Annotated in this window: 14 protein-coding genes; 5 read left to right on the top strand and 9 right to left on the bottom strand. The window is 72.8% G+C overall.

Annotation, left to right across the window (positions count from 1 at the left end; all coding sequences use genetic code 11):
- Nucleotides 1–11 precede the first annotated feature (11 nt).
- On the bottom strand, nucleotides 12–1,217 hold the full coding sequence (locus OJ962_RS11135) for a zinc-dependent alcohol dehydrogenase (protein WP_202954135.1): 1,206 nt from the start codon (nucleotides 1,215–1,217) through the stop codon (nucleotides 12–14).
- Nucleotides 1,218–1,252: 35 nt separating this feature from the next.
- Here OJ962_RS11135 and OJ962_RS11130 point away from each other — a divergent pair, with 35 nt between their 5' ends.
- Nucleotides 1,253–1,669 carry a ChaB family protein gene (locus OJ962_RS11130; protein WP_202954134.1) on the top strand — a complete coding sequence of 139 codons (417 nt, stop codon included), beginning with the start codon at nucleotides 1,253–1,255 and terminating at the stop codon, nucleotides 1,667–1,669.
- Here the strand turns inward: OJ962_RS11130 and OJ962_RS11125 are convergent.
- Complete coding sequence (locus OJ962_RS11125; protein WP_202954133.1) at nucleotides 1,650–2,990, bottom strand: adenylate/guanylate cyclase domain-containing protein; 1,341 nt, start codon at nucleotides 2,988–2,990, stop codon at nucleotides 1,650–1,652. The genes OJ962_RS11130 and OJ962_RS11125 overlap by 20 nt on opposite strands.
- A gap of 24 nt (nucleotides 2,991–3,014) precedes the next feature.
- On the opposite strand from OJ962_RS11125, the gene OJ962_RS11120 reads away from it, so the two are divergent.
- On the top strand, nucleotides 3,015–3,302 hold the full coding sequence (locus tag OJ962_RS11120) for a DUF1905 domain-containing protein (protein ID WP_202954132.1): 288 nt from the start codon (nucleotides 3,015–3,017) through the stop codon (nucleotides 3,300–3,302).
- Nucleotides 3,302–4,351, top strand: coding sequence for a sulfite oxidase (locus tag OJ962_RS11115; protein WP_202954131.1), 1,050 nt, complete (start codon nucleotides 3,302–3,304; stop codon nucleotides 4,349–4,351). Before OJ962_RS11120 ends, OJ962_RS11115 begins: the two co-directional genes overlap by 1 nt.
- A gap of 25 nt (nucleotides 4,352–4,376) precedes the next feature.
- Here OJ962_RS11115 and OJ962_RS11110 read toward each other — a convergent pair whose 3' ends face one another.
- Genes OJ962_RS11110 through OJ962_RS11100 form a run of 3 tightly spaced genes read right to left on the bottom strand, consistent with a single transcriptional unit; the run spans nucleotide 4,377 to nucleotide 7,221 of the window.
- Nucleotides 4,377–5,384, bottom strand: coding sequence for a cytochrome P450 (locus tag OJ962_RS11110; protein WP_202954130.1), 1,008 nt, complete (start codon nucleotides 5,382–5,384; stop codon nucleotides 4,377–4,379).
- Nucleotides 5,381–6,163 carry an SDR family NAD(P)-dependent oxidoreductase gene (locus OJ962_RS11105; RefSeq protein ID WP_202954129.1) on the bottom strand — a complete coding sequence of 261 codons (783 nt, stop codon included), beginning with the start codon at nucleotides 6,161–6,163 and terminating at the stop codon, nucleotides 5,381–5,383. The genes OJ962_RS11110 and OJ962_RS11105 overlap by 4 nt, the downstream gene beginning before the upstream one ends.
- A 2-nt stretch (nucleotides 6,164–6,165) precedes the next feature.
- Nucleotides 6,166–7,221: an NAD-dependent epimerase/dehydratase family protein gene (locus tag OJ962_RS11100; protein ID WP_202954128.1), complete on the bottom strand. Its 1,056-nt coding sequence runs from the start codon at nucleotides 7,219–7,221 to the stop codon at nucleotides 6,166–6,168.
- A gap of 38 nt (nucleotides 7,222–7,259) precedes the next feature.
- Here OJ962_RS11100 and OJ962_RS11095 point away from each other — a divergent pair, with 38 nt between their 5' ends.
- Nucleotides 7,260–8,444 carry a zinc-dependent alcohol dehydrogenase gene (locus OJ962_RS11095; RefSeq protein ID WP_202954127.1) on the top strand — a complete coding sequence of 395 codons (1,185 nt, stop codon included), beginning with the start codon at nucleotides 7,260–7,262 and terminating at the stop codon, nucleotides 8,442–8,444.
- On the opposite strand, the gene fabD is transcribed toward OJ962_RS11095, so the two are convergent.
- Nucleotides 8,434–9,357: an ACP S-malonyltransferase gene (gene fabD / locus OJ962_RS11090; RefSeq protein WP_202954126.1), complete on the bottom strand. Its 924-nt coding sequence runs from the start codon at nucleotides 9,355–9,357 to the stop codon at nucleotides 8,434–8,436. The two genes, OJ962_RS11095 and fabD, sit on opposite strands and share 11 nt — an antisense overlap.
- A 20-nt stretch (nucleotides 9,358–9,377) precedes the next feature.
- On the opposite strand from fabD, the gene OJ962_RS11085 reads away from it, so the two are divergent.
- On the top strand, nucleotides 9,378–9,755 hold the full coding sequence (locus OJ962_RS11085; protein ID WP_202954125.1) for a hypothetical protein: 378 nt from the start codon (nucleotides 9,378–9,380) through the stop codon (nucleotides 9,753–9,755).
- On the opposite strand, the gene OJ962_RS11080 is transcribed toward OJ962_RS11085, so the two are convergent.
- Genes OJ962_RS11080 through OJ962_RS11070 form a run of 3 tightly spaced genes read right to left on the bottom strand, consistent with a single transcriptional unit; the run spans nucleotide 9,721 to nucleotide 14,807 of the window.
- Complete coding sequence (locus OJ962_RS11080) at nucleotides 9,721–10,395, bottom strand: acylphosphatase (RefSeq protein ID WP_202954124.1); 675 nt, start codon at nucleotides 10,393–10,395, stop codon at nucleotides 9,721–9,723. The genes OJ962_RS11085 and OJ962_RS11080 overlap by 35 nt on opposite strands.
- Nucleotides 10,392–11,210: a serine/threonine-protein kinase gene (locus OJ962_RS11075; RefSeq protein ID WP_202954123.1), complete on the bottom strand. Its 819-nt coding sequence runs from the start codon at nucleotides 11,208–11,210 to the stop codon at nucleotides 10,392–10,394. The genes OJ962_RS11080 and OJ962_RS11075 overlap by 4 nt, the downstream gene beginning before the upstream one ends.
- 18 nt (nucleotides 11,211–11,228) lie before the next feature.
- The gene (locus OJ962_RS11070; protein ID WP_202954122.1) at nucleotides 11,229–14,807 is read right to left on the bottom strand and encodes a serine/threonine-protein kinase; all 3,579 of its coding nucleotides are present in this window, start codon (nucleotides 14,805–14,807) and stop codon (nucleotides 11,229–11,231) included.
- Nucleotides 14,808–14,821 lie beyond the last annotated feature (14 nt).

Here is a 14,821-nt window from a genome sequence, read left to right as displayed (position 1 = left end):
CGTCAGGCCGGTTACGCCGTCGGCTCCAGCTCGACCTTGAGCCAGCCGGGACGGCGGTCGTCGAACGCCTTGTAGGCGTCGATGGCGCCGCCGACGCCTTCGAGCTGGGTGATCGCCTCGGTGGGATCCACGGCGCCGGACTGGACGAGGTCGACGAGATCGGGCACGTAGCGACGGTGGTTGCAGTTGCCCATCTTGATCGTGAGGTTCTTGTTCATGGCTTCGCCGATCGGGAAGTGCTGCGCCTGCGGCGGGTAGACGCCGATGATCCCGATGGTGCCGGCCTTGGCGACCGAGCGGACGGCCCAGCGCAGCGCCATCGACGGGGCGCCGCCGGGCGCGAACTCGTCGTCCTGCTCGGGCGCGACCTTTTGTGTCTCCTGCGCGAACTTCTCGGGCGAGGTCTCGCTGCGGCCGGTGGCGGGGCCCTCGTGCGGGAACTCGGCCTCCACGCCGACGGCATCGATCACCCGGTCCGGGCCGATGCCGGCGGTCAGGTCGCGGATCGTGTCGATCGGGTCCTCGACCGAGAAGTCGACCGTCTCGGCGCCCGCGCGGCGCGCCATCGCGAGCCGGTCGGGATGCTGGTCGACGGCGATCACGCGCCCGGCCCCGTGCAGCTTCGCGCTCAGCACGGCGAAGACGCCGACCGGCCCGGCGCCGTACACGACGACCGTGTCGCCGTCGCCGACCTCGGCCAGTTCGGCGCCGAAATAGCCGGTCGGGAAGATGTCGGAGATCAGGATCGCCTGCTCGTCGGTCACCGCGTCGGGCAGCTTGACGAGCGTCGTGTGCGCGAACGGGATTCGGGCCTTCTCGGCTTGCAGGCCGTCGAACGGGCCGGTGTTCTCCGGTCCGCCGAAGAACGCGGTGCCGGCCTGCGGGCCGTTCGGGTTGGCGCGGTCGCACTGCGCGAAGTAGCCCGCGCGGCAGTACGAGCAGTTGCCGCACCCGATCGTTGAGCAGACCACGACCCGGTCGCCCGGCGCGAAGTTGCGCACGAGCGGGCCGACCTCCTCCACCACCCCGACACCCTCGTGACCGAGGATCGTGCCCGGCTTCATCCCCGCCATCGTGCCGCGGACGAAGTGCAGGTCGGTGCCGCAGATCGCGCTCGCCGTGAGGCGGACGATCGCGTCCTCGGGCTCCTGGATCCGCGGGTCCGGCACATCCTCGACACGGATGTCCCCCACGGCGTGAAAGACGACAGCTCGCATCCATTCGCGCTCCCCAGTGCGGGTAGGAACGAACCATGCCGCTCAAGAAAGACGACCTTCCGAGCACGCTTCAGCGCTCGCCGGAGAAGGTGCAGCGGGCGTACAGCGAAACGCTCGACAGCGCCGAAGAGACCTACGACGGCAACGAGGAGCGCGCGCATCGCACGGCGTGGTCGGCCGTCAAGCACATCGCCGAGAAGCAGGGCGACCACTGGGAGCTCAAGGACGAGAAGGGCCCGTCGGACCCGCAGGCGGCGCGCGGCGGCAAGGCGGCACGCGACGCGCCGCGCGAGACCGCCGGCGGGGTGAACGCCAACAAGACGAAGGCGGAGCTCGAGCGGGACGCGCGCGAGGCGGACATCCCGGGCCGCTCGAAGATGAGCAAGGACGAGTTGGTCGACGCGCTCAAGCGCCACAACGACCGGCAGACGGCTAGAGCCCGCGGAGGATGAACGCCTCGACCGGCGCGGCCTTGCCCTTGACCGTGAGCGGCGGGAGTGGCTCGACGTCGGCCGCGTCGGGCAGGTGGTCGCGGGTGGTCCCGGCGATCACGATCGCGCCCGGCGGCGCCTGACCCTCCAGGCGCGAGCCGAGGTTGACGGTGTCGCCGAAGACGCCGTGGATGCGGTGCCCGCGGTCGCCCACGACGCCCGCGAGCACCGGCCCCGTGTTGACGCCGCAGCGGAAGATCGGCCAGTCCGGTTGCCGGATCGCCGCCGATCGGCGTTGCAGCTCGAGGGCGGCGCGCGCGCCGCGCAGCGCGTGGTCGGGCTGATCGCCGCGCTTGTTGAAGATGGCGAAGATCTGGTCGCCCACGAAGTCCTGCACCTCGCCGTCGAACTCGTCGACGATCATCGGCGCGAGCTCGCCGAAGTAGGCCGTGAGCATCGCGTGCACGGCCTCGGGTCCGTTGGCCTCGCTGAACGGGGTGAAGCCGGACAGGTCCGCGAACAGGACCGTCACCTCGCGCCGCCCCGCGAGCGTCTCGTCGAGGTAGAGCGCGCTGAAGCGCTCCTCGAACCACTCACGCTGGGCGGCGGCGGCGATGGCGAAGAAGCTGACCGCCATCAGGATGTGCCACTCCCACCAGCTCAGCTGCCAGCTGGTGGACAGCGAAGCGAGGACGATGATCAGCGACTCGGCCAGCAGCGCGAAGGCGAAGGCGATCGCGAAGGCCAGCTTGGAGTCGCGGCGAGCGGCGATCCGGAAGTACTGGACCGCGGCGAACCCGTACGCGGCGACGCCGAGCAGCGCGAACACGCCGAGCGTCGCCTCCGCGTCCGCGGGCGCCACGGTGGCGCGCAGCGGCGGCAGCTCGGCGAGGGAGAGCACCGCCCAGGCGAAGAGCAGCGCGAGGACGGCCGCCACCAGCGCGCGGGCGTGGCGCACGATCGCCAGCGCCGTCCGCAGCGGATACTCGACCGCCGACGCCGCCGCGAGCAGGCCGGCCACGACGAGCCCGACCGGCGTCGCCAGCACGAACCCCGCGTTCCCGCGCTCCAGCAGCACGCCCGGCGTCGCCAGCGCGTGCAGGCCGAGGAATCCGGCGCTGGCCAGGAACGCGAGCCCGATCAGCAGCAGGCGCGCGTCCCTTCGTCGCCGGCCGGCCTCGCTGACGGCCAGGGCCAGGCCCGCGTTGAGCACGCCGGCGATCAGCACGATCCAGAAGTGCGCGGGCTGGTCCTCCCAGCGCGCGTCCAGCCCGGGCGCCGCGCGCAGCAGCACGATCAGCGCGAGCGGCAGCGCCAAGGCGGTCACGATGCGGACGAGCACGGCGCAACGATACGGTCTGCGCTGATGACGCACACGATCCGCGCGGAGGTGTGGCTGCACCCGGGCGAAGCGGGGTGGCACTTCGTCACGCTGCCGGAGGACGTGGCGGACGAGGTCCGCGCGCGTGTCGCGGCCGCGCCGAGCCCGTTCGGGATGGCCCGCGTAGAGGCGAGGATCGGCGCCACGAGGTGGTCGACGTCGCTCTATGCGGACACGCGGCGCGCCTCGTTCCTGCTCCCGATCAAGGGCGAGGTGCGCCGCCGCGAGGGTATCGTCGCCGGCGACGACGTCGAGGTGGAGCTGCGGATGTGATGTTCGGCAAGCGCGACGTGATCGTCCACGGGACCGACCCGTTCAACGCGGAGACCAAGCCGGAGGCGCTCGCCGCGAGCCCAGTCACGTCCACCGACGTCTTCTACGTGCGCAACCACGGCGCGGTGCCGGAGGCAGGCGACTGGCGGTTGCGGGTCGGCGGCGCGGTCGAGCGCCCGCTGGACCTCTCGCTCGCAACGCTCCGCGAGGCGCTGCCCCAACATCAGGTCGCCGCGACGCTGCAGTGCGCGGGCAACCGGCGGGCCGGGCTGATCGCGATCCGCGACATCCCGGGCGAGGCGCCGTGGGGCCCGGGCGCGACCGGCACCGCCACGTGGACCGGCGCGCGGCTCGCGGACGTGCTCGCGCTCGCCCGCCCGCGCGCCGAAGCGCGCCACGTCGGGTTCGAGGGCGCCGACCTCTCCCCCGAGGCCAAGCCGCCGCAGCGCTTCGGCGGGTCGATCCCGCTCGACAAGGCGTGCCGACCGGAGGTGCTGCTCGCCTGGGCGATGAACGGCGAGCCGCTGGAGCCGGTCCACGGCGCGCCGCTGCGGGTGGTCGTGCCGGGCTACATCGGCGCGCGCAGCGTGAAGTGGCTGGAGCGGATCGAGCTGCGCACGACGCCGTGGCGCGGCTACTTCCAGGAGGTCGTGTACCGCCTGCTGCCGGAGGACGGCACGCCCGCGCCGGGCGCCGGGATGCCGCTCGGGCTCGTCGCGCTCAACGCCGACATCCTGTCCGTCACGCCCACCGAGGTGCGCGGCTACGCGTTCGCGGGCGGCGAGCGCTTCATCACCCGCGTGGACGTGTCGTCCGACGGCGGCGCGAGCTGGCGGCAGGCGGAGCTGCTCGAGGACCTCGGCCCGTGGGCCTGGCGCCACTGGCGCGCCCCGCTCTCGCTCGGGCCCGGCGAGCACGAGCTCGTCGTCCGCGCCTGGGACTCCTCCGCCGCGACCCAGCCAGAGGACGAAGCGAGCCTCTGGAACCCGAAGGGCTACGTCAACAACGCCCGCCCGCGCGCAACCCTCAAGGTCCCTCAACGAACCTAAAGGGGTCAGACCCGTTAATGTTTCTTTAAGTTGCGGTGACGAGCGCGGAACGGTGCGGGACGAGGACCGTGCCGCGGACGACCATGCGCTCCGGACGCGGGTGGACGGCCTTCAAGCGCGGGAGCAGCGGCGGGATCGCGCGCAGCTGGGCGCGGGCGAGCGGCTCGCCGACGCAGCGCCGGACGCCGCCGCCGAACGGCATGTACAGCGGGTGGTCGTAGTCGCGGTCGGTGCGGAAGACGTGCGGGTCGGGGAAGGCCTTCGGGTCGTGGTGCGCGAGCAAGGAGGAGAGCGCACGCGTCTCGCCGTCGATCTCGCGCAGCGCCGCGGAGGCGGAAGGCCGCAGCCGCAGCGTCTCGTCGACGAAGCGCGGCGTGAGCTCTCCCCCGCGCCGCGCCCACTCGTAGCCGACGTTGGCCAGCGCGATCGCGGGCGGCTCCTGCCCGGCGGCGCAGACGACGATCATGCGGTCGGCGCCCTCGCCGAGTAGCGCGCGCAACGGCGCCGCGCGCCACTGGAAGACCGGGTCCAGCGCCGCCGGGACGGGCAGCGGCGGGTTGCCCGGTGTGCGCAGCATCCGGCGCACCGCGGCGACGTACGCGTCGGGGTCGTCGGCGCGCAGGATCAGCCGGCCGAAGACGTCGGAGGCGATGTCGCGCATCCGTTCGAGCAGCCGGAACGGGCGCCCGCGCGGCCACGCCGCGATGTGGCGCTCGGCGATCTCGGCGATCGCGTCGTCGGAGATCTGGTGGAAGCGGTTCTCCCAGCGCGCCCGCTCGGCGGTGTGCTCGGCGCCGTCGGCACCGAACAGCGAGCGCGGCGAGGCGAGCGGGAGCACGGCCCTCCTCGCGGCGCCGGCGTTCGCGTCCGCCATCACTGCTGGGTCGGACACGAGCACGATCGGCTTGGTCACCCGCAGCGTGAAGCGCGGGCCGTAGCGCGCCCGCGCGCGCAGCAGCACGCCGAGCGGGTCGCGGTGGTACGCGACGGCCTGCGCCAGGGCAGGCGGGTCCGGCCCTGGCGGCAGCGTCACTCTCTGCCCGAGCCCGGCTCGGCCATCTGGCGGTGCATCGCCGCCTTCGCGCTGTCGGGCATCAGGCGGCTGGCGCGGCCCTGCACCTTCGTCTTCAGCGACGCCGACTCGACGCGCTCCTTGCCCGCCATCAGCGCCTCGAACCCGTCCTTGGCGACGTCGGCCGGGTCGTCCTTGTCGTCTTGGCCGACCTTGGTGTCCAGCATGTCGGCGCGCTCGAAGAACTCGGTCTCGGTCGGTCCGGGCATCAGCGAGGTGACGGTGACGTTGGTGTCCTTGAGCTCGTTGCGCAGCGCGAGCGCGAACGACTGCACGAACGACTTGGACGCGTTGTAGACGGCCTGGAAGGAGCCGGGCATCGTCGACGCGATCGAGGACGTGAACAGGATCCGCCCCTCGTCACGCGCGACCATGTCCTTGACCACGTGCTTGGCCAGATGGACGGTCGAGCGCACGTTGAGGTCGATCAGCTTGAGCTCGTCCTCGAGCGCCGTGTCGGTGGCGAATGCGCCGCCCGCGCCGATGCCGGCGTTGAGCGCGATCGCGTCGACCTTGCGGCCCTTGATGCGCCCGTAGAGCTCGTCGACGCCCTCGTCGGTGGCGAGGTCGACCTGCACGGCTTCGGCGGCCAGCTCGGTCCCGACCGTGTTGATCGCGTCGTCCTCGGCCGCGATGACGAGATCGAAGCCATTGTTGGCGAACTGCTTGGCCAGCTCGTAGCCGATGCCGCTCGAAGCGCCGGTGACGAGGGCAAGCGGACGTGTCTGTGTCGTGTTCATAGCTAGGTGAGGCGGCGGCCGACGCCGGTCAGGAACTCGCGGATGCGCAGCGGGCCGCCCGCGTGGGGCTTGAGCGGCGGCGTGTCGAGGCCTTCCGTCTCGCGCATGCCGGTCAGCACTTCGAGCAGCGCGCTCTCGGAGTCGACGGTCGGCGTCCAACCCAGGTGCGAGCGGGCGCGCGAGGTGTCCATGATCGGCACCGCCAGGCCCATGTCGAGCCACCCGGGCGGCGTCGGCTGCACGTGGGCGCGCCACGCCCCGTCGGCCGCGACGCGCAGCGGCTTCTCCGGCACCGAGACCCGCCGTGCGCCGAGCACCTTCGCGATCCGGTCCGGCGTGAGGACCGGATCGGCGGCGATGTTGTAGGCGCCCTCGGCCTGCGGCTCCAGCGCGGCGAGCCGGTACGCGTCGGCGACGTCGCGGGAGTGGACGGCCTGGACGACGAGCCGGTCCGGCAGCGGCAGCACCGGGATCCGGCCCGGCTTGAGCAGCATGGTCGGCACGAGCGGCCCGGCGAACAGGCGCCGGATCTCCGGACCGGCCTCGGCCTTGAAGATGAGGCCCGGGCGCAGGCGGACGATCCGCGTCCCGCGCCCCTCCAGATCGTCGAGCATGTGCTCGCACGCCGCCTTGTGGCGGGCGTAGAACAGCGTGTCCACGCCCTCGCGCGCCCACGACTCGTCCACCGGCGCGTCCTTCGGGCCGGGCGAGTAGACGCCGATCGAGGAGGCGTGCACGAGCACCTCGACGCCGGCCGCGACCGCCGCCTCGAACACCCGCCGCGAGCCCTCGACGTTGACGCGCTCGAGCTGCTCGGCGTCGCGGCTCGGCTGGATCAGCCACGCCAGGTGGATGACGGCGTGCGCGCCCGCGAACGCGCCGCTGAGCTCGTCGCGGGACACGTCGGCCGAGCGCCAGGTCACCTTCGGCGGCGTCCAGTTCGGGATCCGGCGGGAGATCCCGATGATCTCGCCCACCCGGTCGTCGGCGCCCAGCGCCTCGAGCACGCTCGTCCCGACGTTGCCCGTCGCTCCCGTCACCACCACTCGCAGGCTCATGTTGCGTGGCCTACCCAGCCCGGGTAGCGAACCGTTCAATGAAGGCTTTGACCTGGCATGGGACGCACGACGTTCGCGTCGACACCGTCCCCGATCCGACCATCGAGCATCCGACCGACGCGATCATCAAGGTCACGTCCAGCGGCATCTGCGGCTCGGACCTGCACCTGTACGAGGTCCTGGGGCCGTACCTCGACGCGGGCGACATCCTCGGCCACGAGCCGATGGGCATCGTCCAGGAGGTCGGCGCCGATGTCACCAACATCAAGCCGGGTGACCGCGTCGTGATTCCCTTCAACATCTCGTGCGGGCACTGCTTCATGTGCGGGAGCGGCCTGCAGTCGCAGTGCGAGACGACCCAGGTCCGGGAGTTCGACACGGGCGCGGCACTGCTCGGCTACACGAAGCTGTACGGCCAGGTCCCGGGCGGCCAGGCCGAGTTCCTGCGCGTCCCGCAGGCGCACTACGGGCCGATCAAGGTGCCCGAGGGCCCGCCGGACGACCGCTTCCTGTACCTCAGCGACGTGTTGCCCACGGCGTGGCAGGCCGTCCAGTACGCCGACGTCCCGCGCAAGAAGGACGTGCTCGTGCTCGGGCTCGGCCCGATCGGCGAGATGTGCACGCGCATCGCCCAGCACCTGGGCGCCGAGACCGTGATCGGCCTCGACCTCGTGCCCGAACGCATCGCCCGCGCCAACGCCCACGGTGTCCACGCGGTCTCCATCGAGGACCACGACGACATCGCGGGCTTCGTGCGCGAGCTCACCGGCGGCCGCGGGCCCGATGCCGTGATCGACGCCGTCGGCATGGAGGCGCACGGCGCCCCGATCGGCAAGCTGGCTCACCGCCTCGCCGGCTTCCTGCCCGACAAGGTCGCCCAGAAGGCGATCGAGACCGCCGGCATCGACCGCCTCGCCGCGCTGCACCTCGCGATCGAGCTGGTCCGCCGCGGCGGGACGATCTCGCTCTCAGGCGTCTACGGCGGCGCCGCCAGCCCGATGCCGCTGCTGCAGATGTTCGACAAGCAGATCACGATGCGGATGGGCCAGGCCAACGTGTGGAACTGGGTCGACGACATCCTGCCGCTGCTGACGGGCGACGCCGACCCGCTCGGCGTCGACACGTACGCCACGCACCACATCCCGCTCGACGAGGCCCCGCACGGCTACGACATCTTCCAGAAGAAGCAGGACGGCGCCTTCAAGGTCGTCCTCAACCCGTGACGAACCTCTGGACCTTCTTCGGTGAGTCCGCGGCGGTGATGTTCACGCCGTCGCGGATCTGCCGCACCAGGCCGATCAGCACCTTGCCCGGGCCGAGCTCGAGGTAGGTGTCCACGCCGGCGTCGGCGAGCGTGTTCACGCAGTCGACCCAACGGACCGGGCTCGCGATCTGGGCCAGCAGCGCCTCGCGGATGCCGTCCGCGGTCGTCACGACCTCGCCCGACGCGTTCGACACGATCGGGATGGTCGGGTCGCTGAACGCGACGCCCGCCATCTTCTCGGCCATCTTGGCCTGCACCGGGACCATCGCCTCGCTGTGGAAGGCGGCGCCGACCTGCAGCTTGACGGCGCGGCTCGCGCCCGCCCCGGGCGCGGCCTCGACCAGCGCGTCGATGGCGTCCAGGTCGCCGCTCACCACGATCTGCGAAGGCGTGTTGAAGTTCGCCGGCGCCACCCGCCCGTCGACCGACTCGCACAGCGCCGCCACCTGCTCGGCCTCGAGGCCGAGCACCGCGGCCATGCCGCCCGGGACCTCGTCCTGCGCGGCCGCCATCAGCGCGCCGCGCGCGCTCACCAGCTGGATGCCGTCCTCGGGCGAGAGCGCGCCCGCGACGACCGCCGCCGTGTATTCACCCAGCGAGTGCCCTGCGGCGAAGTCGGGCACCACCCCCTGCTCGCGCGCCAGGTCCGCCGTCGCCAGCGCGACGCAGAACAGCGCGGGCTGTGCGGCGTCGGTGGCCGTCAGCGCCTCGATCGGTCCTTCCACGCACAGCCGCCGGATCGGCAGCCCGGACGCGGCCTCGGCCTGCTCGAAGTACGGCTCGAGCAGCTCCGGCCGCTCTTGGAGCAGGTCGCTGCCCATGCCGACCTTCTGAGAGCCCTGACCCGGCAGCAGGAACGCAAGCTTTCCCATGGCGCGTAGTCTGCCGCGATGTGAACGAAGATGACTTGACCGCGATCGAGACCGCGGGCTCGATGACCGAGGCCCTGGAGACGCTCGAGCGCGCCCGCGGCCACCTGTTCTCCTTCCACCAGCTGATCGGCGAGGCCGACTTCCAGCTCGACGAGGTCCTGGACGGCCTGCGCGAGCTGGGCCGGACGGAGCTCGCCGACAAGCTGGAGTCCGAGCTCGTCGGCCGCGACGTGCTGCCCGGGCGCTGGACGTTCCAGATCGTCGAGGAGTTCGAGGACGGCTACTACAGCGTCTTCCGCGAACACGAGAAGGCCATCCGCGACGCGCTCACGGACGGCGAGCGGCACGTCCACGAGGCCCGGCTCAGGGCCGAGCGGCGCCCAGCGGGCGACCGCTGACCACCGATTCCGGGCGCTCGGCGGTGATGTCGGAGCCCGGGCGGGCGTGGTCGTCCTTGCGCTTGATCAGCAGCCACTGCGCCTTCGGCCCGGGCGGGCCGGTGCGCTGGAGGGCGAAGCCGCCGCTGAGCTTGTCGCCGTGCAGGACGAACACGGCGTGGCCGCGCTCGAGCGCCTCGGGCCAGGCCACGCGCCCGCCCTGCTCGTAGCTCCCGCGGTCCCAGATGATCACGGTGTCGCCCTCGTAGTCGTTGTGGGCCATGCCGTGGTCGTCGACCTGGATCGCCATGCGCTTGACGGCCGGGTCCAGCGACGGGCCCTTGGGCACGGCCCAGGACCTCATGACCCCGTCGACCTCGAGCCGGAAGTCGTAGTGGTGAGCGGTGGCCTGGTGCTCCTGGACGACGAACACGCCCGCGGGCACGCCGCGGATCGCGAACTGCTCGTGGCCCTCGACCTTCGCCCGCTCGCTCTCCAGCCCGGCGAGCAGCTCGTCGAGCGCCTCCGGCAGCCCTTCGGCGTGCAGCTCGCCCGTCGGGCGCACCCACCCCAGCACGCCCAGCGCCCGCGCGCGGTCGCGGAACGCCTCCGCGTCGACCCCGTCCAGCTGTGCGCGCGCGGCGCGGCGGCGCGGCGTCATACGGCGGCGGCGATGCCGGCGGCGTACGCGGCCGTGGACTGCGGACGGTCCTCGGGCTCCTTCGCCAGCCCGGCGAGGATGGCGATGACGAGCGCGTCGGGCAGCTCCGGGCGCACCAGCCGCGGGTCGGGCGGGTCCTCCTGCAGGTGCGCCCACAGGACGCCCATGCCGGTCTTCTCGGCGAACGGCGGCTGGCCGGTGAGCGCGCACAGCAGCACGCAGCCGAGCCCGTAGACGTCCGTCGCGGGGCCGACCTCCTCCGCCCGGATCTGCTCGGGCGCCATGTAGTCGAGCGACCCGACGGCCTGGCCGGGACGGGTGAGCACGCTGCCCTGGGAGTCCTTGGCGAGCCCGAAGTCGGTGATGTAGCACGCGCCCTGCTCGTCGAGCAGGATGTTCGCGGGCTTGACGTCGCGGTGCACGAAGCCCATCTGGTGGATGGCGTCCAGCGCGCCGCCGACCTCCGTGGCCAGGGCGATCGCGCCCGCGACCGACAGCTGGCCCTCACGGTCGATCTTGTCCTGCACGGTCCCGCCGCGCACGAACGCCTGCGCGAGGTAGGGCGTACCCTCGTGCTCGCCGACGTCGAGCACCGGGACCACGTGCGGATGGACGATCTTCTGCGCCGCGCGCGCCTCGCGCTCGAAGCGCCGGCGGACGGTCTCGTCGCGCGCCAGGTCGCTCTTGAGCAGCTTGAGCGCGACCTCGTCGCCGAACGTGCCGCGCGCGCGGTACACGTAGCCCATCCCGCCGTGCGCGATCAGCGAATGGATCTCGTACGGGCCGACCGTGGTGCCGGCGGGCAGTTCAAGCAAATCCTCGATGCGGTGAGGTTATGCCACGGCGCCGGTGGCGTCGAGCAGCGGTCGCAACCGGGCAACCAGCATTGTGATCTGCGCCGCCTCGGCTTCGTGGTAGGCGGTGACCAGCAGCTCCCGCGCACGCTCGCCGTCGGCGGGCGTGCCGCGCCCGAGCAGGCGCTGCGCGTACTCGGCGCGGATGAACGGGATCAGCGGCAGCACGCCGCGGTCGGCGTTGAGCACGAGCGCCGCCTCGAAGTGCTCGGAGGCGAGGTCGATGTCCCCGAAGGTCGCGGCCAGCAGGCCCAGGAAGCGCTCGGCCGACCCGAAGCACGCCGCCTGCGTGACCTGCACCATCCGGTCGCGATGCGGGAGGAGCAGCCCGTAGAGCTCCTTCGCCCGGTCGGCGTCGCCGATGTGCGAGCACGCCTCCCCCAGCACGCACATGGCGGTGAACCAGAACATGTCGCGCGGGACGGCCGCGAAGTCGTCCTCGCACAGCTCCTCGAACGCGGCGATGCCCTCCTCGCGCTCCCCGTTGAGCAGGTGCGCGAGCGGCAGCACGGCGCGCCAGGCGACGAGCGCCGGGTGGCGCTCGACGAACGTCTCCACCGTGGACACGTACTCGGCCAGCCGGCCCTCGCGCCGGCGCAACGTCAGCAGCTGCGCCGCGTAGATCGTGTCCGCGTCGCGGGCCTGCGCGCGCTGGCCGAGCTCGTGCGCCTCGCGCGCGAACCGCTCGGCCTCGGCGACCCGCCCGCTCATCTGCGCCCAGACGACGTCCCACCCGCGCGCGAAGTGCCGGTACAGCGGCTGGCGCAGCTGCTCGGCGAGCCGCGCGAGCGCCTCGTGCTCGTCACGGGCGGCCGTCGTGGAGCCCGCCTCGAGCAGGTCGTAGATGCGCCAGTGGCGCCCGAGCGCCTCGAGCTCGCGCACGCCGATCCGCTCGGCCAGCGCGAGGATCTCCTCGTCGAGCACGAGCCGCTCGTCCAGGTGCGAGACGTGCAACAGCGCGGCGTGACGGCTCTGCAGCGCGGCCACCTGCGCCTCGGGATCGCCGGTGCGGCGCGCCATCTCGAGCGCGTCGCGGCTGAGCGCGAACGTGCGCTCGGGCGCGCCGGCGAAGTGCAGCGAGTCCGCGAGCCGCGCCCGCACGCGCGCGCCGAGCGCCGAATCCTCGTCCCCGAGCGCCTCGAGCGCCTCTTCGAGCAGCGCGATCCCGTCGCGGTCGACGATCCCCGCCTCGGCGTAGCGGCCCGCGAACCCGAGCGCGGCACGCGCCAGCGCGTCCGGACCGACCGAGCGCCGGGCGAGCATCGCCGCGCGCGCGAACGTATCCCGGGCGGCGGGATGGCCGGAGCGGGCCTCGGCGTCGCCGAGCGCGAGCAGCAGCTCGCAGCGGCGCTCGGCCGGCAGGTCGCCGTCCAGCGCGCGGCGGTAGTGGCCGGCGGCCTGCTCCCACGAGAGCATCGCGGCGGCCTGGTGGGCGGCGGCGACGGCGTAGTCGATCGCCTTTCCGGCGCGGTCGAGGTGGCGGGACTCGGAGTAGTGGTGCGCGAGCTCAGCCGACGGCACGGTGAAGCGCGGCGCGAGCCCTTCCAGCGCCTGCGCGATCGCGTAGTGGGCGCGCACGCGCCGGGACGCGCTCTGGCGCTCGTAGAGCGCCTCACGGACGAGCGCGTGCGCGAACACGAAGCGGTCCACATCGTCCTCGACCTCGCGGATCAGCCCCGCGCCGATCGCGGCCTCCAGCGCCGAGATCAGCCGTTCGACCGGCTGCGGGATCAGCACCTCGAGCACCTCGAGCCGGAACTCGCGGCCCACGACCGACGCGGCGGTGACGACCTGCACCGTCAGCTCGTCCAGCCGCGCGAGCCGGCGCGAGATCATCGCCTTCACGCCCTCGGGCACCGCCTCCTCGCCCCCGCGCAGCAGCTCCTCGATGAAGAACGGGTTGCCGTCGGTGTCCGCGTGCAGACGCCGGATGACCGAGTCGCGGACGCCGACGCCCTCCCGCGCGAGCACGAGCGCCTCCGTCTCGGCCGGGTCCAGGCCGGTGAGCGCGATCTGCTCCATCGACGGCTGGCGGCGCAGGCGCGCGAGCAGGTCGAGCAGTTCGCCGCCGAGCTCCTCGGAGTCGCGCATCGTCGCGACCACGAGCAGCTTCACCGGGTCCGGGTCGCCGAGCATGTGCGCGAGCAGCAGGACCGTCGACGCGTCCGCCCACTGGACGTCGTCGAGGATCAGCACCACCGGGTGCTCGCGCGCGACGAACGCCAGCAGCCGCGTCACGGCGGCGAACAGCCGGAAGCGGTCGACCTCGGGCTCGTCCTCGATCGGCGGGGGCTCTGGCGCCATCCGCCGCAGCGCCGGGATGAAGCGCCCGAGCTCGGCGAGGTCGGGCAGCAGCTCGGGCGGGAAGCTGAGCGTCTGGCGGTGCGCGACGCGGTGCTGGATCGCGGTGATGAACGGCTGGTAGGGCACGAGCGACTCGGCGTCCGAGCGGCCGAAGAGCACGGTGGCGCCGCCCGCGTGCACCTGCCGCGCGAGCTCGGACGCCAGCCGGGTCTTGCCGATGCCCGGCTCGCCCGAGATGAGCACGAACTGCCGCGTGCCCTGCTCGGCGGCGCGGTAGCGCACGCGCAGGCGTTCCAGCGGCTCCTCCCGCCCCACGAACGTGCCGCCGCCGACCTCGCTCGAAAGCGCGGGCGGCAGCGGGATCTCCGTCACGCGGTCACCGCCCTGAGCGTCGCTGACCACGGTCACGTCGCCGGGGATGGTCGGGCGCGCCGACGCCTGGCGCAGCGCCGCGGCCAGCTCCCCCGCGTCCTGGAAGCGGTCCGCCGGGTCCTTGACCATCGCGCGCGCGACGATGTCGGCGATCACCGGCGGCACGTCCTCGGTGAGCACGTCCAGGCGCGGCGCCGGCGCCTGCAGGTGCGCGTACATCTTCGCCGCGTCGCTCTCGGCCGGGTAGGGCACGCGGCCGCTGAGCACCTGGTAGAGCACGCAGCCGAGCGCGTACACGTCCGTGCGCGCGTCCACCGGCCCGCCCTCGAACTGCTCGGGCGCCGCGTAGTCGATCGTCCCCACGAACACGCCCTCGCGCGTGAGCGGCTCCTCGCCCGCGACGTGCTTGGTCAGGCCGAAGTCGCCGAGCAGCGCGAACCCGTCGGCGTCGAGCAGGATGTTCGCGGGCTTGACGTCGCGATGCACGAGCCCCTGCTCGTGCGCGGCCTGCAGGCCGTCGGCGACCTGCTTGACGATCCGCACGCCGTCCTCGACGTCGAGCCGGCCCTTGGCTATCAGCATGCGCGAGAGGTCGGTGCCGTCGACGTAGCGCATCGTCACGTACAGCAGCCCGTCCTCCTCGCCGGCGTGGTAGATCGTGACCACGCGCGGGTGCTGGATCGACGCCGCCGTCTCGCACTCGCGCTGGAAGCGCACGCGGAACTCCGGCTGGGCCGACAGCTCGGACCCGATCACCTTCAGCGCGACCTCCCGCTTGAGCGCGAGATGCACGGCCCGGTACACGACACCCATGCCGCCGCGGCCCGCGACGCCGCGGATGATGTGATCGGCGAAGGCCGCGCCGACGGCGAGCTCAGGCATCGCATGGAAGGATG

It is taken from the genome of Solirubrobacter deserti (assembly GCF_027587175.1).
Taxonomy (GTDB): domain Bacteria; phylum Actinomycetota; class Thermoleophilia; order Solirubrobacterales; family Solirubrobacteraceae; genus Solirubrobacter; species Solirubrobacter deserti.
This window is presented reverse-complemented; position numbering and strand designations above follow the sequence as displayed.